This is a genomic window from Alteripontixanthobacter muriae (genome assembly GCF_013336795.1).
GTDB classification, from domain to species: domain Bacteria; phylum Pseudomonadota; class Alphaproteobacteria; order Sphingomonadales; family Sphingomonadaceae; genus Pseudopontixanthobacter; species Pseudopontixanthobacter muriae.
Genome location: NZ_JAAFZT010000002.1, coordinates 1 through 21,455, shown reverse-complemented (window position 1 = coordinate 21,455; position 21,455 = coordinate 1). Strand labels below are relative to the sequence as shown.

The 21,455-nt window shown below is 62.3% G+C and carries 26 protein-coding genes and 1 tRNA gene; 14 read left to right on the top strand and 13 right to left on the bottom strand.

The window, feature by feature from the left end:
- Nucleotides 1-299 precede the first annotated feature (299 nt).
- Nucleotides 300-1,841 (top strand): lipopolysaccharide biosynthesis protein, encoded by a 1,542-nt coding sequence (locus tag G7A66_RS00185; protein WP_232366547.1) that lies wholly within the window; start codon nucleotides 300-302, stop codon nucleotides 1,839-1,841.
- On the opposite strand, the gene G7A66_RS00180 is transcribed toward G7A66_RS00185, so the two are convergent.
- A complete protein-coding gene (locus G7A66_RS00180; RefSeq protein WP_174293691.1) occupies nucleotides 1,747-2,658 on the bottom strand; it encodes a glycosyltransferase in 912 nt (303 codons plus the stop codon). The two genes, G7A66_RS00185 and G7A66_RS00180, sit on opposite strands and share 95 nt — an antisense overlap.
- Nucleotides 2,659-2,750: 92 nt before the next feature.
- On the opposite strand from G7A66_RS00180, the gene G7A66_RS00175 reads away from it, so the two are divergent.
- Nucleotides 2,751-4,577 (top strand): ABCB family ABC transporter ATP-binding protein/permease, encoded by a 1,827-nt coding sequence (locus G7A66_RS00175; protein WP_174293690.1) that lies wholly within the window; start codon nucleotides 2,751-2,753, stop codon nucleotides 4,575-4,577.
- A gap of 30 nt (nucleotides 4,578-4,607) precedes the next feature.
- Here the strand turns inward: G7A66_RS00175 and hslU are convergent, their stop codons facing one another.
- From hslU to G7A66_RS00155, 4 genes are read right to left on the bottom strand one after another with little or no spacing between them, the layout of a single operon-like run.
- Nucleotides 4,608-5,909 carry an ATP-dependent protease ATPase subunit HslU gene (gene hslU, locus G7A66_RS00170; RefSeq protein WP_174293689.1) on the bottom strand — a complete coding sequence of 434 codons (1,302 nt, stop codon included), beginning with the start codon at nucleotides 5,907-5,909 and terminating at the stop codon, nucleotides 4,608-4,610.
- 16 nt (nucleotides 5,910-5,925) lie between these two features.
- On the bottom strand, nucleotides 5,926-6,510 hold the full coding sequence (gene hslV, locus G7A66_RS00165) for an ATP-dependent protease subunit HslV (protein ID WP_174293688.1): 585 nt from the start codon (nucleotides 6,508-6,510) through the stop codon (nucleotides 5,926-5,928).
- 55 nt (nucleotides 6,511-6,565) lie between these two features.
- Nucleotides 6,566-7,012, bottom strand: a complete 447-nt coding sequence (locus G7A66_RS00160) for an outer membrane protein assembly factor BamE (protein WP_232366546.1) — start codon at nucleotides 7,010-7,012, stop codon at nucleotides 6,566-6,568.
- On the bottom strand, nucleotides 6,951-7,256 hold the full coding sequence (locus tag G7A66_RS00155; protein WP_206674991.1) for a hypothetical protein: 306 nt from the start codon (nucleotides 7,254-7,256) through the stop codon (nucleotides 6,951-6,953). Before G7A66_RS00155 ends, G7A66_RS00160 begins: the two co-directional genes overlap by 62 nt.
- 2 nt (nucleotides 7,257-7,258) lie before the next feature.
- On the opposite strand from G7A66_RS00155, the gene G7A66_RS00150 reads away from it, so the two are divergent.
- Nucleotides 7,259-7,771: a ubiquinol-cytochrome C chaperone family protein gene (locus G7A66_RS00150; protein WP_174293686.1), complete on the top strand. Its 513-nt coding sequence runs from the start codon at nucleotides 7,259-7,261 to the stop codon at nucleotides 7,769-7,771.
- Nucleotides 7,768-8,292 carry a YceD family protein gene (locus G7A66_RS00145; protein WP_174293685.1) on the top strand — a complete coding sequence of 175 codons (525 nt, stop codon included), beginning with the start codon at nucleotides 7,768-7,770 and terminating at the stop codon, nucleotides 8,290-8,292. Before G7A66_RS00150 ends, G7A66_RS00145 begins: the two co-directional genes overlap by 4 nt.
- A gap of 40 nt (nucleotides 8,293-8,332) precedes the next feature.
- On the opposite strand, the gene ssb is transcribed toward G7A66_RS00145, so the two are convergent.
- The 5 genes from ssb to G7A66_RS00120 are packed head-to-tail and all read right to left on the bottom strand — an operon-like array spanning nucleotide 8,333 to nucleotide 12,351.
- Nucleotides 8,333-8,881, bottom strand: coding sequence for a single-stranded DNA-binding protein (ssb, locus tag G7A66_RS00140; RefSeq protein ID WP_174293684.1), 549 nt, complete (start codon nucleotides 8,879-8,881; stop codon nucleotides 8,333-8,335).
- 15 nt (nucleotides 8,882-8,896) lie between these two features.
- Nucleotides 8,897-10,753, bottom strand: coding sequence for a ferrous iron transporter B (feoB, locus tag G7A66_RS00135; protein WP_174293683.1), 1,857 nt, complete (start codon nucleotides 10,751-10,753; stop codon nucleotides 8,897-8,899).
- Complete coding sequence (locus G7A66_RS00130) at nucleotides 10,750-10,989, bottom strand: FeoA family protein (RefSeq protein ID WP_174293682.1); 240 nt, start codon at nucleotides 10,987-10,989, stop codon at nucleotides 10,750-10,752. The genes feoB and G7A66_RS00130 overlap by 4 nt, the downstream gene beginning before the upstream one ends.
- A 52-nt stretch (nucleotides 10,990-11,041) precedes the next feature.
- On the bottom strand, nucleotides 11,042-11,725 hold the full coding sequence (locus G7A66_RS00125; RefSeq protein WP_232366545.1) for a COQ9 family protein: 684 nt from the start codon (nucleotides 11,723-11,725) through the stop codon (nucleotides 11,042-11,044).
- On the bottom strand, nucleotides 11,722-12,351 hold the full coding sequence (locus G7A66_RS00120; protein WP_232366544.1) for an ankyrin repeat domain-containing protein: 630 nt from the start codon (nucleotides 12,349-12,351) through the stop codon (nucleotides 11,722-11,724). The genes G7A66_RS00125 and G7A66_RS00120 overlap by 4 nt, the downstream gene beginning before the upstream one ends.
- Nucleotides 12,352-12,497: 146 nt before the next feature.
- Between G7A66_RS00120 and G7A66_RS00115 the strand changes: the two genes are divergently transcribed.
- Genes G7A66_RS00115 through G7A66_RS00085 form a run of 7 tightly spaced genes read left to right on the top strand, consistent with a single transcriptional unit; the run spans nucleotide 12,498 to nucleotide 17,066 of the window.
- Complete coding sequence (locus G7A66_RS00115; protein ID WP_174293681.1) at nucleotides 12,498-13,130, top strand: SCO family protein; 633 nt, start codon at nucleotides 12,498-12,500, stop codon at nucleotides 13,128-13,130.
- The gene (locus tag G7A66_RS00110) at nucleotides 13,118-13,576 is read left to right on the top strand and encodes a YcgN family cysteine cluster protein (RefSeq protein WP_174293680.1); all 459 of its coding nucleotides are present in this window, start codon (nucleotides 13,118-13,120) and stop codon (nucleotides 13,574-13,576) included. Before G7A66_RS00115 ends, G7A66_RS00110 begins: the two co-directional genes overlap by 13 nt.
- Nucleotides 13,569-14,291 (top strand): M48 family metallopeptidase, encoded by a 723-nt coding sequence (locus tag G7A66_RS00105; RefSeq protein ID WP_174293679.1) that lies wholly within the window; start codon nucleotides 13,569-13,571, stop codon nucleotides 14,289-14,291. The genes G7A66_RS00110 and G7A66_RS00105 overlap by 8 nt, the downstream gene beginning before the upstream one ends.
- A gap of 48 nt (nucleotides 14,292-14,339) precedes the next feature.
- Complete coding sequence (locus G7A66_RS00100; protein WP_174293678.1) at nucleotides 14,340-14,885, top strand: DUF4402 domain-containing protein; 546 nt, start codon at nucleotides 14,340-14,342, stop codon at nucleotides 14,883-14,885.
- A 47-nt stretch (nucleotides 14,886-14,932) separates the two neighbouring features.
- Nucleotides 14,933-15,415: a hypothetical protein gene (locus G7A66_RS00095; protein WP_174293677.1), complete on the top strand. Its 483-nt coding sequence runs from the start codon at nucleotides 14,933-14,935 to the stop codon at nucleotides 15,413-15,415.
- The gene (ribD, locus tag G7A66_RS00090) at nucleotides 15,415-16,392 is read left to right on the top strand and encodes a bifunctional diaminohydroxyphosphoribosylaminopyrimidine deaminase/5-amino-6-(5-phosphoribosylamino)uracil reductase RibD (RefSeq protein ID WP_174293676.1); all 978 of its coding nucleotides are present in this window, start codon (nucleotides 15,415-15,417) and stop codon (nucleotides 16,390-16,392) included. Before G7A66_RS00095 ends, ribD begins: the two co-directional genes overlap by 1 nt.
- 50 nt (nucleotides 16,393-16,442) lie before the next feature.
- A complete protein-coding gene (locus G7A66_RS00085; protein WP_174293675.1) occupies nucleotides 16,443-17,066 on the top strand; it encodes a riboflavin synthase in 624 nt (207 codons plus the stop codon).
- A 13-nt stretch (nucleotides 17,067-17,079) separates the two neighbouring features.
- Here G7A66_RS00085 and G7A66_RS00080 read toward each other — a convergent pair whose 3' ends face one another.
- Complete coding sequence (locus tag G7A66_RS00080; RefSeq protein ID WP_174293674.1) at nucleotides 17,080-18,255, bottom strand: amino acid aminotransferase; 1,176 nt, start codon at nucleotides 18,253-18,255, stop codon at nucleotides 17,080-17,082.
- 72 nt (nucleotides 18,256-18,327) lie between these two features.
- Nucleotides 18,328-19,176 (bottom strand): DUF1134 domain-containing protein, encoded by an 849-nt coding sequence (locus G7A66_RS00075; protein WP_408609219.1) that lies wholly within the window; start codon nucleotides 19,174-19,176, stop codon nucleotides 18,328-18,330.
- A gap of 187 nt (nucleotides 19,177-19,363) precedes the next feature.
- Here G7A66_RS00075 and G7A66_RS00070 point away from each other — a divergent pair.
- The 3 genes from G7A66_RS00070 (at nucleotide 19,364) to G7A66_RS00060 (ending at nucleotide 20,544) form a co-directional block, all read left to right on the top strand.
- Nucleotides 19,364-19,455: transfer RNA gene (locus G7A66_RS00070), tRNA-Ser, on the top strand.
- 249 nt (nucleotides 19,456-19,704) lie between these two features.
- A complete protein-coding gene (locus G7A66_RS00065) occupies nucleotides 19,705-20,013 on the top strand; it encodes a hypothetical protein (protein WP_174293673.1) in 309 nt (102 codons plus the stop codon).
- A 45-nt stretch (nucleotides 20,014-20,058) separates the two neighbouring features.
- Nucleotides 20,059-20,544 (top strand): hypothetical protein, encoded by a 486-nt coding sequence (locus tag G7A66_RS00060; protein ID WP_174293672.1) that lies wholly within the window; start codon nucleotides 20,059-20,061, stop codon nucleotides 20,542-20,544.
- A gap of 731 nt (nucleotides 20,545-21,275) precedes the next feature.
- Here G7A66_RS00060 and G7A66_RS00055 read toward each other — a convergent pair.
- Nucleotides 21,276-21,455, bottom strand: a 180-nt coding sequence (locus tag G7A66_RS00055) for a PEPxxWA-CTERM sorting domain-containing protein (protein ID WP_174293671.1), incomplete at its 5' end; no start/stop codon positions are given.

Below are 21,455 nucleotides of genomic sequence, written 5' to 3'. Positions count from 1 at the left end.
GGTTGTCCTGATATGTTGGCGACCAAAACCGCAAAAGCCGGTGAAAACCGTCTGCGCCGCTCCGGTGAGAGGGCATATATGGACCACCCAAGATTCGGTCAACCGCCTTTTTGCAATTTTGTTTCACTTCGCTTCGAAAGTGGCGGAAATACGCGCGTTTGATCGTGAAATGCGATGCCCTTGCGGTTCCAGCCAGCGTCTATCTGACCTGCGCACGCGCCGAATGGGTGCGGAACTCTGCCCCTCGGAGCTCGATTTGCGCTGTCCAATCTTCATCTTTGGCCTTTAATGGCGCCCGAATGACTGGTGACCAAGAGAATCAGGGCAGCGAGGCCGGTATACTCGCCGATGGATTCGGGGCACGGGTTCGCAGCGCCATGGCCTGGCGCTGGGGCAGTCAGGTTCTGGCACAGATCATCACCTGGGGTTCTACCCTTGCTGTAGTCCGCCTTCTAGAACCCAGCGATTATGGCCTGTTCGCGATGACACAAGTAGTGCTTGCGGCATTGAACTTCCTCAACGGGTACAGCTTCGCCACTTCTCTCATCCAGACGGACCGGATCGACAAGCGGCGCATTGGCCAGGTTTTCGGCCTGTTGATCCTCTTGAACGGAGCACTTGCAGCTGCGCAGTTCATGCTCGCGCCGATTGCGGCACGCTATTACGGGCAGCCACTGGTCGAGCCGATGTTGCAGGTGCAGGCGCTGATTTTCCTCACCACCCCTTTCATTGCCCTTCCCTCGGCCTTGCTCGCGCGGCGCCTCCTGTTTCGCAGCCAGGCCTGGGTGAGCATGGGATCGGCCGTGATCGCCGCCCTCACCGCCTTGGTCCTCGCCTGGCTCGGCTTCGGAGTATGGGCGCTGGTATTCGCACCTCTGGCGGGATTCGCCGCTCGCGCGGTGGGGTTGGCGATTGCTGCGCGCCTTCTGGTATGGCCGGTCTTCGATTTCAGGGGCGCCTGGGACATCATCTCTTTCGGCGGAGCGCTTACGATCTGTCAGCTGTTCTGGATCGTCCAGAGCCAATCCGACATCTTCATCGCAGGTCGCGCCTTCAGCCCGCATACGCTGGGCCTTTATTCCGAGGCGCTCTTCCTCACCCTGATCGTCACCGGGCGGTTCCTTCCGCCCGTCAACGAGGTCGCCTTTCCCGCTTATGCCGAACTGCACAAGGCGCAGCAGCCCCTGGCACCTTTTTTCCTGCGAACCTTGCGAACCGTGTTCCTGGTGACCGCCCCCTTGTACGTAGGGCTCGCGCTGACCGCGCCCTATGCCGTGCTTACGCTGTTCGGGCCGAAATGGATCGAGATGGCACCCGTCGCAGCCGGTCTCGCCATCGCCATGCCGGCCATGGCGCTGCAGATCGTTTGCAGCCCTGCGACCAATGCGATGGGTTTGCCGCGTATATACATGATGACCAGCGCTGCCGGGGCGATCATGTTTCCGGCGCTTTTCCTCATCGCGATCAGGAGCGGCCCGTTTGGCCTTGTCCATGCTTGGTGGATCGCGGCGCCCGCCCTGCTTGTCATCACGCTTGCATTGACGCTGCCGCGGGTGAAGCTGGGCCTGGGATCTCTATTGCAGGAGATGTTACCGATCCTGCTCGCCTGCGCCGTCATGAGTGTTGCCGTTCTGGGCCTGGAGCGGATCTTTGCAGGAATGGCAGCTCCGGCGATGCTGGCCCTCACGGTTCCGGCAGGCGCGGCGGTCTACGTCGGCTGCATGGCGCTGTTCTGGCCCCGGATGCTCAGCGAAACGTGGGCAATGCTGCGGCAGACGAACGCATCCGCGCCAGAGCCTGCCGATCGAACCACGCCCATAGCGGGTGCCGGCGCGGCCTGAAGGTCGGGAGGTACCGCGGGTAAAGCTCCGCCAGCCGCCGTGGCAAACCGGCGGGACCCGGGCCGCGCATGATGTCGCTGACGATACGGTTCTGAAAGTGCCTGACGCTGTAGTTGGACATACGCCGCGCCTGCCCTCGCATCCCGGAAGGCGAGAAAGGCGTTGGCTCGCAAAGAAACCTTGCATCTTCGCACACGGCAATTCGCCCATCGCTCCACTGGTCCTCGTGGCCGAGATCGGTCTTAGCGAGAGCGCCGATGAGGCTGTCGTCGCCGATCAGATCGTCGGGGAGGCGAATGCCGGATGCGCGCACCCTTTCTACAAAATTGCCGCGCAACGCATAGAAATCGCCGAACAGGCCGTGATCACGCCGCATCTCTGCCCTGTACGTCCCCGCACGCCGCCCGTTCCGGGGCATTCCGGCGGCGGCATTGGCGTGGGCTTCCCGTTCAAGACAACGCGCCAGCGCGGCAATGGAACCCGTCGTGATCTGCGCATCGCCATCCACAAGAACGAGGACCGGCGGCACGGGATCGATAGTGTCCAGAACAAAGCGGTTCCAGCTGCGCGCCTTGCCGCCTTCCTCGTAGACATGAACCTCGGCGAGGCGCGATGCCCGAGCAATCTCCGCGGTTCGATCGGTCGATCCGTTCACGACCACGTGGATTGCGGCGGCCTCTTGCCCCGCCAGGCTGGAAAGGCACGCCGCGATGCGCCTTTCCTCATCATGGGCAAGAACGACTACTACCGCTCTGGCGGAGTCGTTCGTGCGGGATTGCAGGTCGGCGTGGCCGATGTCGCCTGGCGGAACTTTCATGCGTTTCGCTATAGGGAGCAAAGCCTGCCCTGACGAAGCACAAAGTGCCCCGCCATTGCGATAGGCCGCGCTGCAACCCATCTTCACCTGCAATGCCTCCCGATAGCGCCACACCCACACCCGTCGATCACGACAGCTGGAAGACGCTGCGCCGGTTCCTTCCCTATCTCTGGCCGGCAGACCGGCCCGACCTGCGCATCCGCATAGTCATTGCCATGCTGATCGTGCTGGCGGCAAAGGCCATCGTACTGCTGACACCGCTCGCGCTGAAACGCGTAGTGGACACGATGGCGCTGGACGGCGGCCCGGCGATGACGGTCGCCTTCCTGTTCGTGATTGCCTATGCGGTGGGCCGTTTCTCCAGCACCATGTTCGACAATCTGCGCAATGTAGTGTTCGAGAAAGTCGGACAGGACGCCACCCGGCAATTGGCGGAGGATGTTTTTTCCCGCCTGCACCGGCTGTCGCTGCGATTTCACCTGTCGCGCCGCACGGGCGAGGTCACCAAGACGATCGAGCGCGGCACCAAGAGCATCGATTCGATGCTGTATTTCCTGCTGTTCAACATCGCGCCGACGATCATCGAACTGATCGCGGTGGCCGTCATCTTCTACACCATGTTCGGTGTCGAACTCGTTATCGCGACGGGGATCACCGTGGTCCTCTACATGGCAGTCACGCGCTGGATCACGGAATGGCGCACCAAGCTGCGCGCCCGCATGAACGAGCTGGACGGCACGGCCCTGTCGCGGGCGGTGGACTCCCTGCTCAATTACGAAACGGTCAAATATTTCGGTGCCGAGGAGCGGGAGCAGACGCGCTACGCCAGTTCCGCCCGCGAATATGCCGAGGCTGCGCGCAAGAGCGAGAATTCGCTCGGGCTGCTCAATGTCGTGCAGGCGCTGATCATGAATTTGCTGATGATTGCGGCGCTCGGCTTCACGGTTTGGGAATGGAGCAAGGGCCGGCTGACCGTCGGTGATCTGGTCGCAGTGCAGACCTACCTCGTCCAGCTGTTCCGCCCGCTCGACATGCTGGGCTGGGTCTATCGCACGATCCGCCAGGGGCTGATCGACATGGCGGCGATGTTCAAACTGATCGATACCGAGGTCGAGGTGCAGGACAAGCCCGGAGCACCCGCGCTGCTGGTCCGCCGCCCGACGATCACTTTCGACGATGTCACCTTTGGCTATGACAAGGGCCGCACGATCCTGCATGGATTGTCGTTCGAGGTTCCGGCGGGCGGTCACGTCGCCCTGGTCGGCCCGTCGGGCGCGGGCAAGAGCACCATCGCCCGCCTGCTGTTTCGTTTCTACGATCCCTGGAGCGGGCGCATCCTGATCGACGGACAGGATATCGCGGGCGTGACGCAGGCCAGCCTCAGGCAGAACATTGGCATCGTCCCGCAGGACAGCGTTCTGTTCAACGATACGATCGGCTACAACATCGGCTATGGCCGGCAGGACGCCGCGCATGACGAGATTATCGCAGCAGCGCGAGGAGCCTCGATCCTCCCTTTCATCAACCGCCTCCCTCATGGGCTGGATACGGAGGTCGGCGAACGCGGCCTGAAACTGTCCGGCGGCGAGAAGCAGCGCGTCGCCATCGCCCGCACGCTGGTCAAGAACCCGCCGATCCTGCTGCTGGACGAGGCGACGAGTGCGCTGGATTCGCGGACCGAGCAGGACATCCTGGCCACGTTACACAAGGTTTCCGCCAACCGGACCAGCCTGTCCATCGCGCACCGCCTTTCGACGATTGCGGACTCGGACAAGATCCTCGTGCTCGACAGCGGAACGCTGGCCGAGAGCGGCACGCATGCGCAATTGCTGCGTGCCGACGGCCTCTATGCCGACATGTGGCAGCGACAGAAGTCCGAAAGTGAAGAAACGGAAGTGGCTGAGGCCGAGACGGTCTAGCCGGTCCGCCTGAAAGCGGACCGGCCAGCATCAGAGGATATATTTGCTGAGGTCGCTGTCCTGCGCCAGTTCGGCCAACCGGTCGCGCACGTAGGCGGCGTCGATGGCAATCGTCTCGCCCGCGTGGTCTTCGGCTTCGAAGCTGAGTTCCTCCAGCAGCTTTTCCATGACGGTCTGCAAGCGGCGGGCGCCAATGTTCTCGACGCTTTCATTCACCTGCGCGGCGATACGGGCGACTTCGCGCACGGCATCGTCGCCGATCTCCAAAGTCACTTCCTCGGTGCCGATCAGCGCCTTGTACTGTTCCACCAGATTGGCGCGCGTTTCCGACAAAATTCGCACGAAATCCTCTTCGGTCAGGGCGCGCAACTCGACGCGTATGGGCAAACGGCCCTGAAGCTCGGGCAGCATGTCGGACGGCTTGGCGACGTGGAAAGCGCCGCTGGCAATGAACAGCACATGGTCCGTTTTCATCGGGCCGTATTTGGTGGCGACGGTCGTGCCCTCGATCAGCGGCAGCAGGTCACGCTGCACGCCTTCACGGCTGACGGAGCCGCCGCGCACGTCGGAAACGGCAATCTTGTCGATCTCGTCCAGAAAGACGATGCCGTTTGTTTCGGCATTTTCCAGCGCGACGCGGGCCACATCGTCCTGGTCCATGCGCTTTTCGGCTTCCTCGTCGACCAGCTTGTCCCAGGCATCGGGCACTTTCAGCTTGCGCCGCTTGGTGTTCGACTTACCGAAGGCCTTGCCCATCATGTCGCCAAGATTGATCATGCCGATATTCCCGCCCATGCCGGGAATATCCATGTTCATGTTGGGGGCTTCCTCGATCTCGATCTCGACTTCGGTGTCGTTCATCGAATTGTCGATCACGCGTTGGCGAAAGCTTTCGCGGGTGGCTTCGGAGGCTCCTTCACCGACCAGCGCATTCAGCAGGCGGTCCATGGCGGCCTTCGATGCCGCTTCCCGCACGGCTTCGCGGCGACGGTCCTTTTCGAGGCGAATCGCTTCTTCAACCAGATCGCGGGCGATCTGTTCGACGTCGCGGCCTACATAGCCGACTTCGGTGAACTTCGTGGCTTCGATCTTGACGAAAGGCGCCTCCGCCAGCTTGGCCAGCCGCCGGCTGATCTCGGTCTTGCCGCAGCCGGTTGGGCCAATCATCAGGATGTTCTTGGGCGTAACCTCGTCACGCAATTCGGGACGGAGGCGCTGACGGCGCCAGCGGTTTCGCAGGGCAACGGCGACAGCGCGCTTCGCCTCCTTCTGGCCGATGATGTGTTCATCCAGCGCGGCGACGATGGCCCGGGGGGTCAGGTTTTCTATCATGATGATCCGTTATTGCTCAGACGATTTCGAGCGTTACATTTTCGTTGGTGAAGACGCAGACATCGGCGGCGACCTGCATGGCGCGGCGCGCGATGGTTTCGGCGTCATCCTCGTAATCCGACAGCGCCCGCGCGGCGGCGAGCGCGTAATTACCGCCGGAACCGATCGCGGCGATGATGGTATCGTTCTTGATCTCGGGTTCCAGCACATCGCCATTGCCGGTCAGGACAAGCAGGTTCTCCTTGTCCGCGACGATCATCAGCGCTTCCAGATTGCGCAGGTATTTGTCGGTGCGCCAGTCCTTCGTCATCTCGACGGAGGCGCGCAGGAGCTGGCCGCGATACTGCTCCAGTTTTTTCTCGAGTCTTTCGAACAGGGTGAAGGCATCGGCAGTCGCACCGGCGAAACCAGCCACGACCTTGCCGTTTTCCAGCCCGCCTTCACCAATGCGGCGAACCTTGCGGGCGTTCGGCTTCATCACGGTGTTGCCCATCGACACCTGCCCATCGCCGGCAATGACGGTCTTGCCGCCCCGCTTCACGCCGATGATGGTAGTCCCGTGCCACTGAATGAGGCCGTGGCTTGCTCTGTTATCGTCCATTGCCGCGATATGGGAATGGCAGCAAGGCAATCAAGCGCTGTGTTCGGGAGGCAAACTATGGACCGGCGGGCGCGCCCATGCCGGGAGCGCCGACACGGCCGATGTTGCCGAACAGATCCTCGAAGAAGCTGCGCTCCCGACCCAAAGTCGGAGTCTGGTCGCTGTCGGGCGTGAGATAGACCACCTGTTCGAGCCCGCTACGATCTGCCGCTATGACATTGCCTTCGGCATCGAAGCGCACTGCAAGAACGCTGTGCTCCTCGATCTTCGGGCGCACGAAGGGGCGGCGTCCGGTGATGCTGGATACATAATACCAGACCGGTTCACCGAACTGGCTGGTGAAGGTCGGGCGGCCCAGAGTGGCCTGCACCGACTGGCGATTGTCGATACCCGGCTGTACCGACTGGGTCAGCGTCTGATCGACGATATAGCCCCGGTTCTCACGGATCGACGTACAGCCACTCGCCGCCAGACCTGCCGTCAGCAACAAAGCCAGTTTCATTGCCATCGCTGCGCGCATCGATCGTAACCTTTTCATCATCTGGTCCGGCCGCAGCCGTGTTGTCGTCTTTTTCCGAAGGTTGCCTTACGGCCAAGCATCCGGCCTTGCAACATGAGCGCTCGTGCCGCACCGCGGCCACGCTACCTTGCACCAGAGATGCTTTACGTGGCTTGAATTGGCGGTGAACGGACCGCATCTGGAAACCAGAGCCTTGTGCATCGCGCACCAACCAGAAAAGCGTCAACCATGTCATTTCTCGCCAATCTACTCGGCCTCGGCCGCGACCCGCGCCGCGATCTGGCACCTTTGTGGCACGCTACGGTCGAATTGGGCCGCGATCCGCAATTCTACGCCGAATGCGGTGTTGCCGATACTATCGAAGGACGCTTCGACATGGTGACCGCCGCACTGGCCCTCGTGCTGCTGCGGATGGAGCGCGAGCCCGAACTGGTCGAACCTTCGGTGCGCCTGACCGAACTTTTCGTTGACGACATGGACGGGCAGCTGCGCGAAAGCGGCGTCGGCGATGTGGTGGTCGGCAAGCATCTCGGCCGGTTGATGAGCGTGATGGGCGGCCGGCTCGGCGCCTATCGCGACAATCTTGGCGCAGACAAGGAACTTGAGGAAGCGGTCGCCCGCAATGTCAGCCTGTCGGATGGCGGCTCACCCGCCTGTGTGGCCATCCGCCTGCGCGAAGTCGCGGCGCGGCTCGACCGCACGAGGCGAGCAGACCTGCTGGAAGGGAATATCGCGGCATGACGAAGGGCACAGTGACAAACGAATTTTCCCGCCAGGTCCGAACACGCCAACTGCCCGCCGCCACGCAGGTGCTGGAGGCTTCGGCTGACGAATGCCTGGCGCTTGCCCGCCGTTTCGACATCGTCGCGGTGAAGTCCTTAAGCGCGGCGATTGATCTGGATCAGGATGGCGAGGCTATCACCGCCCAGGGAACCCTGAAGGCCGGAATAGTGCAAAGCTGCGCCGTTTCGGGCGAGGATCTGGCCGTGCGGGTCACCGAAAAGCTGTCATTCCGCTTTCTGCCGCTGCGCTCGTATGATGCCGAGGAAGAGGTAGAGCTGGAGGAAGGCGAGCTGGACGAAATCTTCTACGAAGGGGACAGTTTCGATCTTGGCGAGGCCGTCGCGCAGAGCCTTGCCCTTTCTATCGACCCCTTCGCCTGCGGACCCGATGCAGACCGGGTCCGGCAGGAAAACGGGCTGTCGGCGGATGATCAGCCAAGCGGCCCGTTCGCCGCGCTGGCTGCGTTAAGGAAGGATTGAGCCGGCGAGAAACTGCCGGCCCGAGAAAAACACGATCCGATCAGAACGGAATGTCATCGTCCAGATCGTCGTAATTCGACCCACCGCCCGACGGCGAACCGCCGGAGGATCCGCCGCCCTGATTCCAGCCGCCGCTCGACGAGCCGCCGTTCTGGCCGCCCCCTTGACCGCCGCCGGAGTTCCAGCCGCCGCTCTGGCCACCACCTTGGCCGCCACCACCTTGGCCGCCGCCCTGACCACCGGGACCGTCGAGCATAGTCAGCGTTCCATCAAAACCGCGTAACACGATCTCGGTGGAATAGCGGTCGTTGCCGGACTGGTCCTGCCATTTGCGGGTCTGCAGCTTGCCTTCCACGAAAACCTTGCTGCCCTTGCGCAGAAAGCGCTCGGCAACGCCGACAAGCCCTTCGGAGAAAATGGCGACCGTGTGCCATTCGGTCTTTTCCTGGCGTTCTCCGTTCTTGTCCTTCCAGTTTTCGCTGGTGGCGATCCGCAGATTGCAGACCTTGCCGCCGTTCTGAAAACTCTTGACTTCGGGGTCGGCGCCCAGATTGCCGATCAGCATGACCTTGTTCAGGCTGCCTGCCATGGTTGATTCCTCTCGCTAAAGGCCGAGCGCCACTGCGCTCCAGTAAGTGATTCCCGCGAAGACATAAGCGAGCGCGAACAGATAGGCCAACATGAAGAGAGGCCATTTCCACCCATTCGTTTCGCGGCGGGCGACCGCAATGGTCGAAAGGCACTGCGGGGCGAACACGAACCAGGCGAGAAAGGCGAGCGCGGTCGGCAGGCTCCAGCGGCCGGACAATGTCTTGGTCAGGCCCTCGGCCTCCTCCTCTTCATTGTCGGCATCGATGGCATAGGTCGTGGCGAGGCTGGCGACAGCGACTTCGCGCGCCGCCATTGCGGGGATCAGCGCAAGGCTGATCTCGCGGTTGAAGCCGATCGGTTCCAGCACGACGTTGAGCCCGTCCGCGATGGTGCCTGCAATGCTGGCATCCACCTGGCTTTCGCCCGGCTCCGCCTGCGGAAAGCTGAGCAGCAGCCACAGGACGACGGTGGCGGTGAAGATGATCGTGCCGGCGCGGCGCAGGAAGACCCAGGCGCGCTGCCACAGGCCGATCCCGATATCGCGCAGGCGCGGCATCTGGTAACGCGGCATCTCCATGATGAAGCCGCTGGAAGCGCCCGCCGTGGCGGAGCGCCGCAGCACCAGCGCGACGACCATCGCCCCGACGATGCCGGCGACATACAGCCCGAACAGCACCAGCCCCTGAAGTCCGATGCCCGGCCCGACGGTAATTGCCGGAATGAAGGCGGCGATGATGACGGCATAGACGGGCAGGCGCGCGGAACATGTCATCAGCGGCGCGATCAGGATTGTCGTCAGCCGGTCCTTCGGATCGGAGATACTGCGCGTCGCCATGATGCCGGGAATGGCGCAGGCAAAGCTGGAAAGCAGCGGAATGAAGCTTCGTCCCGACAGGCCCACGCCCGCCATCATCCGGTCCATCAGGAAGGCCGCACGCGCCATGTAACCCGTCGCCTCCATCATCAGGATGAAAGCGAACAGGATCACGATCTGCGGCAGGAAGACGATAACGGAACCCACTCCGGCAAGCACGCCCTGCGTGATGAAGTCGCGCGGCAGTCCTGCCGGCACCACGGCTGTCACCCCGGCCGACAAAGCAGTAATGGCTGCATCGATAGCGTCCGCAAAAGGGGTGGCCCAGGCAAACACCGCCTGGAACATCACGAAGAGAAATCCGAACAGGATGATAGGCCCGAGCCAGGGGTTCAGCAGGATCCGGTCCAGCCCGGCATGCAGGCGGCGTTCGGAAGATTCCGACAGGATCGCCCCGCGAGCGATGTTGCGCGCGGCAAGGCGGCGTTCCGGCAAGGACAAGTGGAATCGGCTTTGCGTATCTTCGCTCTCAGCCTCGTTGCGGTTCTTGGCGTCGCCAATGGCGGTGAGCAGTTCGTCGAGCCCGCGGCGGCGCACGGCTACAGTGGGTACCACAGGCACGCCCAGCGATTCCTCCAACGCCAGGGCATCGAGGATCAGCCCGTCGCGCTCCGCCAAGTCCACCATGTTCAATGCGACGACGACCGGCTGGCCGAGTGCGATGACTTCCTGCGCGAAGACGAGGTGCTGTTCGAGATTCGCGGCATCCAGGACCAGAATCAGGACCTCTGGCCGCGCCTCCCCCGCGAATTCGCCATGCACGACCTGCCGGGTCACTTCTTCATCCGGGCTGGTCGTGTCGAAGGAATAGCTGCCGGGCAGATCGATCAGTTCTGCCGGCTCCCCTGAAGGCAGGGTGATTCGCCCTGCCTTGCGTTCGACCGTTACGCCCGGATAATTGGCAATCTTCTGCCGCGCGCCGGTAAGGGCATTGAAGAGGGCACTCTTGCCGGCATTGGGGTTTCCGACGAGCGCAGCGGTACGGACGCGGCTCATGCCGGTTCCACCTGCATGGCGGCGGCGTGGGCGCGGCGCAGGGCGATGGTCATCCGCCCGATGGTGACGGCCAAAGGATCGCGCCCGCCGAATACGCCGCGATGCGCGACCGAGACTTCGGCCCCTTCGTCGATGCCCAGCGCGCGCAGGCGCTTGCCTTCTTCAGGGGCGAGAACGCTCCAGTCGACGGAGGAAATCACCGCAGCAGTACCTGCTTCCAGATTCTCGAGGGTCATGCATGTGCCGCTAGGGGATCATGCCGCTAATTGCAAACAATTCGCATTAGACTCAACGAGCGGGATAGCGCAACCGGCCCAGAAACCGCATGACGCTAAAGCTCTCCCGGTCCTTGCCGAGCAGGCGCGACTTGGTTTTCTCGAACTTCATGACACCGGCAATCCTGCGGTCGAGGAAGGCGCGGGTATCCGCCTTGTCGGCACTGTCATCCTCCATGAAGACGGCCAGCGTCGCGGCATAGATGCCGGCCAGGATCGTCCGCTTGGTATAATGATTGTAATCCGTGGCCGTGTCGCCCGCCTGCCGCCACATGATATCGGCGCTGCGCCAGCCGGTCTTTAGCGGCCGGGACACATTCTGCGGCAGCGCCATAATCGCCATGGCCCGGCGCAGGGCTTCCTCTCGGCCGAGGATCGCATCCAAGCGAAACTGGATCTGCGCACGTATCCTTTCGCGAATCGGCATCTTCGCCAGAGCAGCCGCAGGCAGCGCCAGCACCATGGCAATGTCGATGGAGCGAATCCAGGCATCCACCATGTCCATGGCGCCTCCGGGAAAAGCGAGCCGCGCCACATCCACATCAACGCCGATGTCCAGCGCCGCCATTTCGAGCGCCGCATCGCCCCAGCCGTCGAACACGGCGGCATCGGCAATGGCGGGAGCCAGGACGGGGCGCAGTTCTTCCAGTGTCAGCTCGGAAGGGTCGAGGTTCGGCTCGCTCCTGCGCTCCATCATCGTGTCGGTCCGTATGTCTGTACCGGTTCTCCGATGGAAGCACGCTCCGCATCGGCTTTCTCGATTTCGGCAAGCGCGATCGACCCGCTCGACAGCCGCGCATAATCGCGTGCGGTCCGGCCTGAATTGTCGGCCCGGTCGGGATCGGCACCCTTGTCGAGCAGCAGGCGCAGCATGGCCATGTCGCGGCGGTGCACCGCCGCGATCAGCGGCGTTTCCCCGGCGCTATTGGTGACATCCACCCTTGCACCTGCGTCCAGCAAGGCCTCCGCCCCTTCCACGAAACCGATATTCGAGGCGATGACCAGCGGCGTTATGCCGTCCTTATCGGCCAGATTGGGGTTGGCGCCCCTTTCGGCCAGAAAGCGGATCCATTGCGTGTCGCGCCGGGCAGTCACGATATGCAGCACGCCTTGCCCCGTGGCGATGTCGCGCGTGTTGACCAGCGTGTTGCCGGGCTCTGCCAGGGCATTCATCACGACGGTGCCGTCACGATCCTTGACGGCTTTCAGGAATTCATAGCCTTCGGACATCTGCGCCTGGACAGGCTGCACGGCCAGCATCGCCGCGATCCCCATGGCCGCGCCGGCAGTTCCCATCCGCTTCAGTCGGTTTGCGCTCCGCATATGAGCCCCCATACGAATTGCCATCAGATCCGTCTCTTTCGTGCTATCGGTGGCAGGGCCCTGCCGCAAATCGCAAACCCGGAAAATAGCGCGCGGCGACAGTACGGCCCTTGCCCTGACCTATGTCCTGTACCAGTTAGCAGACCATGAACCAGCACGCCATGCTCCCTTCGTCCGCTCGTCGCTCCCCTGCCCGCCTGCTTGGCACGATTGCCGCAGTGTTCCTCGCCGCCTGCACGCCGCAGGACGCCGAGGACACAGCAGGCGATCCGCCGTTGCAGGGTGCGACGATCGGCGGGCCGTTCACCCTGATCAACGCCGAGGGCCAGACGGTGAACTGGTCAGACTTCGACGGCGACTACCGGATGGTCTATTTCGGCTATGCCTATTGCCCCGATATCTGCCCCACGTCGGTGCAGCGCATGATGCAGGGCTACAGTCTGTTCGCAGAGGAAAACCCAGCGCTGGCCGAGCAGATCCAGCCGATCTTCATCACCATCGACCCCGAGCGTGACACGCCTGAAGTCGTCGGCGAATTTACTTCCGCCTTCTCCGACCGGCTGATCGGCCTTACCGGCACGCAGGATCAGATTACTCAGGCCGCAGAGACCTTCCGCGTCTATAATGCACGTGGCGAAGACCAGCCGGGCGGCGGCTATCTTATGGACCATTCCGACATCGTCTTTCTGTTCGGTCCGGAAGGCCAGCCGATCGCCACGCTGCCCACCGATCAGGGACCGCAGGCGGTGCAAGCGGAACTGGCGAAATGGGTGCGCTGAGAGACCGCTTCTGGGAACGCCCCCTTGCCGATCTGAACAGGGAGGAATGGGAACGCCTGTGCGATGGCTGCGGGCGCTGCTGCCTGCACAAGATCGAGGATCCGGACACCGGCGACATCGAGGATACGAATGTCGCCTGCAAGCTGCTGGATTGCAGCACCGCCCGATGCAGCGACTATCGCAATCGCAGGGCGTTCGTGCCCGATTGCATGCGGCTGACGCTGAAACTGGTGGAGGAGGTGAACTGGCTGCCGGAAAGCTGCGCCTATCGCCGCCGCGCAGAAGATCGCCCGCTGCCCGGCTGGCACCCACTGCTGACCGGCAACCCGCAATCGGCCATAGCAGCGGGCGCTAGCGTTGCAGGCCGGGTCATAAGCGAAACACGCGCGGGGCCACTCGAACAGCACATCGTTGATTGGGACGATTACGGCCCGGACGATGATTGACTGGCTGCGCAAGGAGGCACAGCACCCCGAGATACGCGTGGGGGGCCGCGTTTTGCCGATAGCGATTATCCGCCATGCGACTGCGCGGCGAATGATCCTGCGCCTTGCCCCGGATGGCAGCGAAGTCCGTGTCACCCTGCCGCGCTGGGGCCGAACTGCCGAAGCCGTGGAATTCGCGAAGAGCCGTGTAGGCTGGCTGGCCCGGCAGGCAAAGACGATCCCGCAAAGCACGCCCCCTTCTTGCGGCGGCACGATCGACTTTCGGGGTCGCGCGCTGCTTGTCAGACATGACTTATCGTGCCCGCGCCGGCCGGCATTTGCAGCCGATGCGGTGACACTGGGCGGCCCTGCGGAGACGATTCCGGTTCGTCTGCAGCGCTGGCTGGAAAAGGAAGCACTTCTGCTGTTCGGCGCAGACGCCGAAGATTACGCGCAGGCTGCCGGTGTGCCGATGCCGCAAGTGCGCCTTTCACGGGCGAGGCGGCGCTGGGGCAGCTGTTCGTCGGGCGGAGTCCTGCGCCTGAACTGGCGGCTGGTTCAGGCACCCGATCCGGTACGTCGCAGCGTTGTCGCGCATGAAGTAGCGCATCTGGTGCATTTCGATCACTCGCCGCAATTCCACGCTCTGCTCGGTTCCATCTACGGTGATGATCTTGTGCAGGCGGATGAGTGGCTCAGAGCTTCGGGACCGGGGCTCTACACCAGCTTCGGCTGAGATCGCCGGGCGTAAAGCTATGTTAACCGTAATCGGCCACAAGGCGTAATGCGCTCCGCATTCCTCCTTGCATTGGCCGCCGCCATTCTGGCCACCGGCTCTGGCGGACCGATCGCAGCCCAGGGGCAGTGCAGCTTCTGCGATACCAACCCACCGCCGAGTGGAGGCGGCGGAGGCGGCAGGCCGAACAACCGCGCACTCGACCTCGAGATTCAGAGTGACATCGATTTCGGCCGTCTCCTTGTTATCGGCAGCGGCGATGGGAGAGTAATTCTCGATCTGGTCACGGGCAGCAAGACGGTGTTCGGGGATTTGGACGATTTCGGCGGCCTGACGGTGCAAGGCCGCGCAACGATAAGGGGGCGGCCGATGCGCACCATCCGCATCGACTTCCCCAGCAGCGTCACCCTGAGCGATGCGCGGGGTGGACACGCAGAACTGCGCGATTTCAGGACCAGTCTGCGCGCCATGCCCACGCTGGATGCAAATGGGCAGCTCGAATTCACGTATACGGGTACGCTTTACACGACTGCGGCGATCGCATCCGGCGGCACCTTGCGCGGGCGGATCCCGATCCAGGTCGATTACGACTGATGTCGCGATACTGGCGCGGTTAAGCTCGTGCCACTATATGCGAAGCCATGCGCTTCATTTCCCGCCTGAACCCCGGCCCCGGCATCGCCGACTTCTGGACCGAGTTCCGCAAGCCCAACCCCTATCGCTGGCCGGCGCTCGGCATTTCGATGCTGATTACGTTCACCCTGCTGTACCTGTTCACGCAAGAACGGGTAGTCCTTCCGCCGGAACGGCCGGTGGTCACCTATATCACCAGCTTTGCGCCCGACCGAACCGAAGCGGAAATCGTCGCCGCCAATATCGCGAACCAGCAACAGCAGGATGAAATTGCGCGCCTCGCGGCAGAGCGGCAGGAGCGCATCCGCGACATGTACCGGACTTTGGGAGAGATGTCGGGCATGGATGTGGAGCGGATCGAGCGGGAAGCCGCGGAAGAACGCGCCGCCGAGCAGGCCGCAGAAGCAACGGCGAATACGTCGCCCCCTGCGCGCCCTGCTGCCGATGCGCCCTTGGGCCCGGCACCGCCCGCCGCCGATCCGGCGCAGTGATGCATGCCCGCAGCGATGCGGACTGGCTGGACGCAGCCGCGAAACTTGCCGCTCGCGCTCGCCCGCTCAGCCGCCCCAACCCTTCGGTCGGCGCGATCGTCGTCAAGGATGGCAGGGTTCTCGGGCGCGGCTGGACAATGCCGGGCGGTCGGCCTCATGCCGAAGCCATCGCGCTGACGCAGGCTGGGCCGGATGCCAAGGGCGCTACACTCTACAGCACTCTGGAACCCTGCGCCCATGCCTCGCCCCGGGGGCCCGCCTGTGCCGATCTGTGCAGCGCCGCAGGGCTGGCCCGGGTCGTGACCGGGCTGGAAGATCCGGATACGCGCACCGCGGGAGCCGGCATCACCCGCATGATCGCCGCCGGGGTTGAAGTTACACTGATCGACAGGAACGCTGTTCGCAGCAGCCTTGCCGGCTATGTCACCCGTGCAAGCTGCGGCAGGCCTCACGTCACGCTGAAACTGGCCACGAGCCTTGACGGCTGCATCGCGCTTGAAAATGGCGAAAGCCGCTGGATAACGGGCGAGGATGCGCGCCTGCACGTCCATTCGCGCCGTTCCATGGCCGACGCCATTCTGGTGGGCGGGGAAACGTGGCGGTCGGACAGGCCGTCGCTCGACGTGCGCTTGCCCGGACTGGAGGCCCGTAGCCCCCGCCGCTTCGTGCTGACTCGAAAGGCGGCGCCCGAAGGGGTCAAGGCCATCGACTCGCCATCCGGCATTCACCAGCTTGCCGATGTGCAATATCTTTATGTGGAAGGCGGCGCGCAGACTGCCGCTGCCTTTCTGCAGGACGATCTGGTCGACACCTTGCATCTCTACCAGGCGCCTCTCCTCATCGGCGCAGGGCGGCATGCCTTGGGCGATATCGGGCTTTCCCATCTCGATGCGGCGCATGGGCGCTGGGCCTGCAGCGACAGCCGCCAGCTTGGCAGTGACCGCTTCACCGCCTATGAACGGACCCGCAGCACATAGCTTCGCCGGCCCGCCAGCCGGATCGCATTCACAGACAGTCAGGATTTCCCATGTTCACCGGTATCGTCACCGCCATCGGCGAAGTTCGCGAAACGCAGCAGCGCGGCGATCTGCGGTGCCGCATTGCCTGCCCCTTCGATCCGGCCGAAATGGCAATCGGTGCATCGATCGCCTGTTCGGGCGTATGCCTGACCGTCGTGGAGCGCGGCGGAACGAAGGGCGACGCCTGGTTCGCCGTGGATATTTCCGCCGAAAGCGTGCGGCGCACCGTACCGGGCATGTGGGACGAAGGCGGGCCTCTGAACCTTGAGCCTGCCTTGCGACTGGGCGACGAACTGGGCGGACATATCGTCACCGGCCATGTCGATGCAGTGGGCACCGTGCTGGGCGCAGACAAGGAAGGGGATTCGACCCGCCTCACCATCTCGGCGCCTGCGGAACTTGCCCCCTTCATCGCGCCGAAGGGGTCTATCACCGTCGATGGCGCGTCGCTTACGGTGAACGAGGTGACCGATGAAGCGAACGGATCGGTGCGCTTCACCCTCAACATCATACCGCATACCGCCGAAGTGACGACACTCGGCCGGCTGAGGGCAGATGACCGTGTCAATCTCGAGATAGACACCATGGCCCGCTATCTGCAACGCATGCAGAGCCTGCGGGCCACCGCCTGAACAGGCGGTCGCTTCAGTTGGCGACTTCCGACAGGGCGGCGATGAAGGTGTCGATGTTGCCGCTATGGAGGCCAGCGACATTGATGCGGCCTGACCCCGCCATGTAGACGCCATGATCGCGGCGCAAGGCGGCAATCTGCTGCTTGTCCAGCGGCAGCACCGCGAAGAGTCCGTTGCCTTTGCCAAGCGACGTCAGATCGAGTGAACCCGCGTTGCCCGCTCCGGCGAGCTTCGCGCGGACATCGCGCATCCTGTCGCGCATGGAAGCAAGCTCTGCCCGCCATTCATCTGTCATTCCCGCGTCCCGCAGGACCGTGCGGACAGCCGCGCCGCCGTGATCGGGCGGCATCGACCAATTGGCGCGGGCGAGAGCATTGGCGTTGGACATGATCGTATCCAGCTGATCACCCTTCTGCGCCATGACGTAGAAAGCGCCGACCCGGTCCCGGTACAATCCGAAATTCTTGTCGCAGCTATAAGCGATCAGGGCTTCGGGAACGGCCTTGAGGACGGCGCGCAGGCCATACACATCCTCTTCCATTCCCTGGCCGAGACCCTGGTAAGCGACGTCGATCAACGGCAGAACGCCGGTGGAGACGAGCATCGATGCAATCTCATCCCACTGATCGTGGGTATAGTCGATGCCAGTGGGATTGTGGCAGCAGCCATGCAGCAAAACCGCGTCTCCCGCTCCTGCCCCGTCCAGCGCCGAGCGTAGGGCGTCGAGATCGGCAGAGCCATCCGCGCTCGCATGCTGAAAGGTCGCGACCTCAAGGCCGACATCGGCAAGGATCTGGGCGTGGTTCGGCCAACTGGGCACACCCATCAGCACGCGCTTCACACCCGCCTGCTTCGCCAGCGCGAGGGCCAGGCGAACCGCGCCCGTCCCCCCCGGCGTCTGCATGCCCTGAATCCGGCCATGCATCGTTGCATTCTCGCCAAATATATAGGGCATCAGCGCATGCACGAAGCCCATGTCGCCCTCAGGCCCGAGATAAGCCTTGCTTTTCTGTTCGGTGAGCAGCTGACCCTCCGCCGATTTGATGGCCGAGAACACCGGGGTGGAGCCGTCGTCGGTGCGGTAGACGCCGACACCCAGGTCTATTTTCGCGGGCCGCGGGTCATCGGCGTACATCTTGATGAGCGCGAGGAGCGCATCGGCGTGCTGAGGGTCTAGTCTGTCGAGCATGACAGCCTCATGCCGAGCCTTGTGCAGCCCCGCAACCGCAATTTCAGATGTGGACGGCCAATCGCATCTTCGTCAGAACGGCGACCAGCGCTGCTCGCGCGAGAAGCGCATGTATCCGGCATTCACGCCCAGGCGCAGACCCGCGCCGACACGAATGGGAATGAGCACGACATCGCCCTTGCGAAGGTAACTCGCGGTCATGCCGCCGACCAGATAAGCCTGGCCCTCGCCCGCAGGAAAGCGTTCGTACAGTTCGTCCGTATCGTACAGATTATAAACCAGCACGAAGGTGTTGCCCGCATTGGCGCCCGCATCGAAACCGATGCTCGGCCCGGTCCAGTAGACCGGCATCTTGCCCTCGATCTTGTGATACAGCGTTCCCGAACCATACCGTGCGCCGACGATGAAAGCGCCGCCGGCTTCACGCCCAACGATGTAGCCGTTCGGTTCACCCTGCTCGGCAAGCAAATTTTCGATCATGCGGGCGACGCCCTCGGCCCCTTCACCGAACAGGCCCTGCGCCGCCCCGATCAGATCGTCCTGCCGATAGGTGTCGCCCTGAGCGGCAGCGACCGCAGGCTGCGAAGCGGCCTCGGATGCAGCCTGAGACGCACTGCCTGATGTCACTACGGGTTCGGAGAAGGATGGAGCCACTTCAGTGGCATTCCACGCCTCCACAGCGGTGCCCGCCTCAGGGCCGACAGGTGTGGCCGTCTGGTAGGGCGCGTCGGCATTGTAGACGGGATTATCGCCGGGTTGTTCGGCCGGCGTCCGTGCTTCGCCCTGCATCAGGTCGCCGTCGATTGCCTGATTAGGGTCGATCCGCTCGATCCCCTGAGCGGCAAGTGGCGAAATCGCGAAGCCGATCGTTCCTGCGACCACGGCTGCCATCCGGCCCATTTTTGAAAATGCGAAGCTCATGCTACCTGTCCCGTATCGATCCATTTCACCCTGATACAGAGGGGTAGCGGTGTGAAGCAACACTGAACCGCACCCTTGCGCCAGGCACGAGAATGCGCCTGCGGCGTAAATCCTCGGACCGAGAGCAAACAGGCACCTTGCCGCCCCGCAAACCAGTCGCTATAGCGCGCCCTCGCTGCTGCGATCCGGAGACGTGGGTGAGTGGCTGAAACCAGTTCCCTGCTAAGGAACCATACTGGGTAACCGGTATCGAGGGTTCGAATCCCTCCGTCTCCGCCACCTCCTATTGAAAACACTGGTGTTTTCTTTGAGAGCGCGAACCGCTCCCCGAAGGGTGGCGCACTTGATCGGTTGATCTCTTATGGCAGGGGTTCGACTGATCTCGGTTTAGTCCAGCGCAGTGGCTTTCGCTTGACCGCACCCCCCGAGCTTGTAGCTCTGCCTAGAAGACGGGGGAGAAAAGTTGTGTTCAGGGCCATCACATCGATATTTCTGCTATTCTTGCTTTCAGCTTGTGCCTCTACCGCAATGAAGCGCTATGTCGGAGGTTCAATTTCGGAAGCATATCTGTCCTACGGCCAGCCGGAAACCATTTTTGACTTGCCTGACGGTCGCCGTGCTTTCCAGTTCTACTGGGGAGCCGGTTCAGGAGTGATCCCGACCTCCCAGCAGACGAAAATTCGCCCTGCCGGACTAAATGGCTATGATGTCACCACAACGGGCACTCCAGCCATGGCATACCAAAGCAAAGGCTGTCTCATCTCTTTAATCGCACGCCCCACCGGCGGCGATTACATCGTCGAGGAATATAGGATTCCGAAGGATTTGGTCTGCTGAACTTTCGTTTAACATTGGCCACGACAATATACGGGGTGAAACATAATGAGAGTGCTAGTTCCTGTGCTGGCCTTCGCCACGATTCCGATGCACGTCCAAGCACAAGAAGTTGACGTGGCGCCCAGATTCGATCTCGTTTGTCTCGGCGCAGGTTCGGCAAATAAGGTTACGAATGGATCCGTCAGCGCGTGGGATAGCGCTGGAAACTACGGGACTGCGAACATTGTTGGGAACCGTGCAGTCCCTTTCGATGACCAGGTGAACCTCTGGATCGAAGGTGAGAGCGGACAGATACGAATGCCCAGAGCCATGCTTCCGCTCATTCGAGGCGGCGAGGACGGCTGGTTTAAGGTGAAGTCCATCGAAATAGGTGAAGATGAGATTACCGGCTCAATAGCCGTGAACCCTTTCAATAATCCGAAGCTTCGAATCGATCGGATAACAGGGGCGATCAGCATTTCCGGTAAAGCTGGAAATTACTCCGGCCAGTGCACGAAGTATGATCCCGAGACGGTCGAAAGAGCCTTCTAGGGGTCGGGGTTTAATTGAGAGATTGCTTGCAAAGCAATTCTGATAGCTTTGCCTCTGCTGATCACCCGCCGTGCTTCCAAGCTTTGCGATTGCCTTTAGGTGCGCCCGAGTTAGTTCCGCCGTGCATTCGGCATCGCCGCCCCTTCATCGCTGGAGATTGGTACTCCGTTTCTTCCCCATAGCCGAACCTCTTGTTGCTCTGGTTAGCTCAGGAACTGCGGAGCCAGCTAGAAGAAGGATCAGCTGGAACATTCGGTGCGTCAGATGGTGGAAAACACGGGAGCAATTGAACCGCCAGCTTGAAGTTTGTTCTATGTTTGTTTCACTTAGCGGATGAGCAGCAAGCGTCTTGATTCGATCAGCGATTATCCCCGCCACGGCTACGATCTGCGCGTGACCTGCCGAGCCTGCGGGCGAGTGGGCGTCGTTGACGCTCTGGCGCTTACCATGCGTCTATCCCGGAGCAACAAGAGTAAGTGGATGCCGTACGTGGAATCGCGACTGAAGTGTTCCGACCGCGGGCAGCGCAATCTGAAATGCGGACCGGTGGAGAAGCGCTAAGCCAAGATGGCGCGGCTTTGCCGAGCAGTGCTGTAATGACAGCAGCAATCCTCTTTTCGTGGCACCAAGCGGCCAGCCCGTCTCTTGCGATCGCCGCCGAAATGCAGAATTTCGGTCTCAATTGTCTACGAGAACCAGTTGAATAGAAAGCTCTACGCTCGGAGTCGCTGTCAAGCGTAGGAGAATGTCATCTTCTGCCGGCGCTTAACAGACCGCATGACTCCACCAACAAAGCCAAAGCCGAGAAGCATCATTGCCCATGTAGTGGGTTCCGGAACTGCAGGGGTCGAGCCTGTGTTGAAGAAGGTGATGTGTGAGAATGAGTCACTGCCCGCGCTGAACCCAACGCC

What these genes read in the sequence shown, in the direction of transcription:
- G7A66_RS00185 (WP_232366547.1), top strand. Translation starts at nt 300, where the DNA reads ATGACTGGTGACCAAGAGAATCAGGGCAGCGAGGCCGGTATACTCGCC.
- G7A66_RS00180 (WP_174293691.1), bottom strand. Translation starts at nt 2,658, where the DNA reads ATGAAAGTTCCGCCAGGCGACATCGGCCACGCCGACCTGCAATCCCGC.
- G7A66_RS00175 (WP_174293690.1), top strand. Translation starts at nt 2,751, where the DNA reads ATGCCTCCCGATAGCGCCACACCCACACCCGTCGATCACGACAGCTGG.
- hslU (WP_174293689.1), bottom strand. Translation starts at nt 5,909, where the DNA reads ATGATAGAAAACCTGACCCCCCGGGCCATCGTCGCCGCGCTGGATGAA.
- hslV (WP_174293688.1), bottom strand. Translation starts at nt 6,510, where the DNA reads ATGGACGATAACAGAGCAAGCCACGGCCTCATTCAGTGGCACGGGACT.
- G7A66_RS00160 (WP_232366546.1), bottom strand. Translation starts at nt 7,012, where the DNA reads ATGAAACTGGCTTTGTTGCTGACGGCAGGTCTGGCGGCGAGTGGCTGT.
- G7A66_RS00150 (WP_174293686.1), top strand. Translation starts at nt 7,259, where the DNA reads ATGTCATTTCTCGCCAATCTACTCGGCCTCGGCCGCGACCCGCGCCGC.
- G7A66_RS00145 (WP_174293685.1), top strand. Translation starts at nt 7,768, where the DNA reads ATGACGAAGGGCACAGTGACAAACGAATTTTCCCGCCAGGTCCGAACA.
- ssb (WP_174293684.1), bottom strand. Translation starts at nt 8,881, where the DNA reads ATGGCAGGCAGCCTGAACAAGGTCATGCTGATCGGCAATCTGGGCGCC.
- feoB (WP_174293683.1), bottom strand. Translation starts at nt 10,753, where the DNA reads ATGAGCCGCGTCCGTACCGCTGCGCTCGTCGGAAACCCCAATGCCGGC.
- G7A66_RS00130 (WP_174293682.1), bottom strand. Translation starts at nt 10,989, where the DNA reads ATGACCCTCGAGAATCTGGAAGCAGGTACTGCTGCGGTGATTTCCTCC.
- G7A66_RS00125 (WP_232366545.1), bottom strand. Translation starts at nt 11,725, where the DNA reads ATGATGGAGCGCAGGAGCGAGCCGAACCTCGACCCTTCCGAGCTGACA.
- G7A66_RS00120 (WP_232366544.1), bottom strand. Translation starts at nt 12,351, where the DNA reads ATGCGGAGCGCAAACCGACTGAAGCGGATGGGAACTGCCGGCGCGGCC.
- G7A66_RS00115 (WP_174293681.1), top strand. Translation starts at nt 12,498, where the DNA reads ATGAACCAGCACGCCATGCTCCCTTCGTCCGCTCGTCGCTCCCCTGCC.
- G7A66_RS00110 (WP_174293680.1), top strand. Translation starts at nt 13,118, where the DNA reads ATGGGTGCGCTGAGAGACCGCTTCTGGGAACGCCCCCTTGCCGATCTG.
- G7A66_RS00105 (WP_174293679.1), top strand. Translation starts at nt 13,569, where the DNA reads ATGATTGACTGGCTGCGCAAGGAGGCACAGCACCCCGAGATACGCGTG.
- G7A66_RS00100 (WP_174293678.1), top strand. Translation starts at nt 14,340, where the DNA reads ATGCGCTCCGCATTCCTCCTTGCATTGGCCGCCGCCATTCTGGCCACC.
- G7A66_RS00095 (WP_174293677.1), top strand. Translation starts at nt 14,933, where the DNA reads ATGCGCTTCATTTCCCGCCTGAACCCCGGCCCCGGCATCGCCGACTTC.
- ribD (WP_174293676.1), top strand. Translation starts at nt 15,415, where the DNA reads ATGCATGCCCGCAGCGATGCGGACTGGCTGGACGCAGCCGCGAAACTT.
- G7A66_RS00085 (WP_174293675.1), top strand. Translation starts at nt 16,443, where the DNA reads ATGTTCACCGGTATCGTCACCGCCATCGGCGAAGTTCGCGAAACGCAG.
- G7A66_RS00080 (WP_174293674.1), bottom strand. Translation starts at nt 18,255, where the DNA reads ATGCTCGACAGACTAGACCCTCAGCACGCCGATGCGCTCCTCGCGCTC.
- G7A66_RS00075 (WP_408609219.1), bottom strand. Translation starts at nt 19,176, where the DNA reads ATGAGCTTCGCATTTTCAAAAATGGGCCGGATGGCAGCCGTGGTCGCA.
- G7A66_RS00065 (WP_174293673.1), top strand. Translation starts at nt 19,705, where the DNA reads ATGAAGCGCTATGTCGGAGGTTCAATTTCGGAAGCATATCTGTCCTAC.
- G7A66_RS00060 (WP_174293672.1), top strand. Translation starts at nt 20,059, where the DNA reads ATGAGAGTGCTAGTTCCTGTGCTGGCCTTCGCCACGATTCCGATGCAC.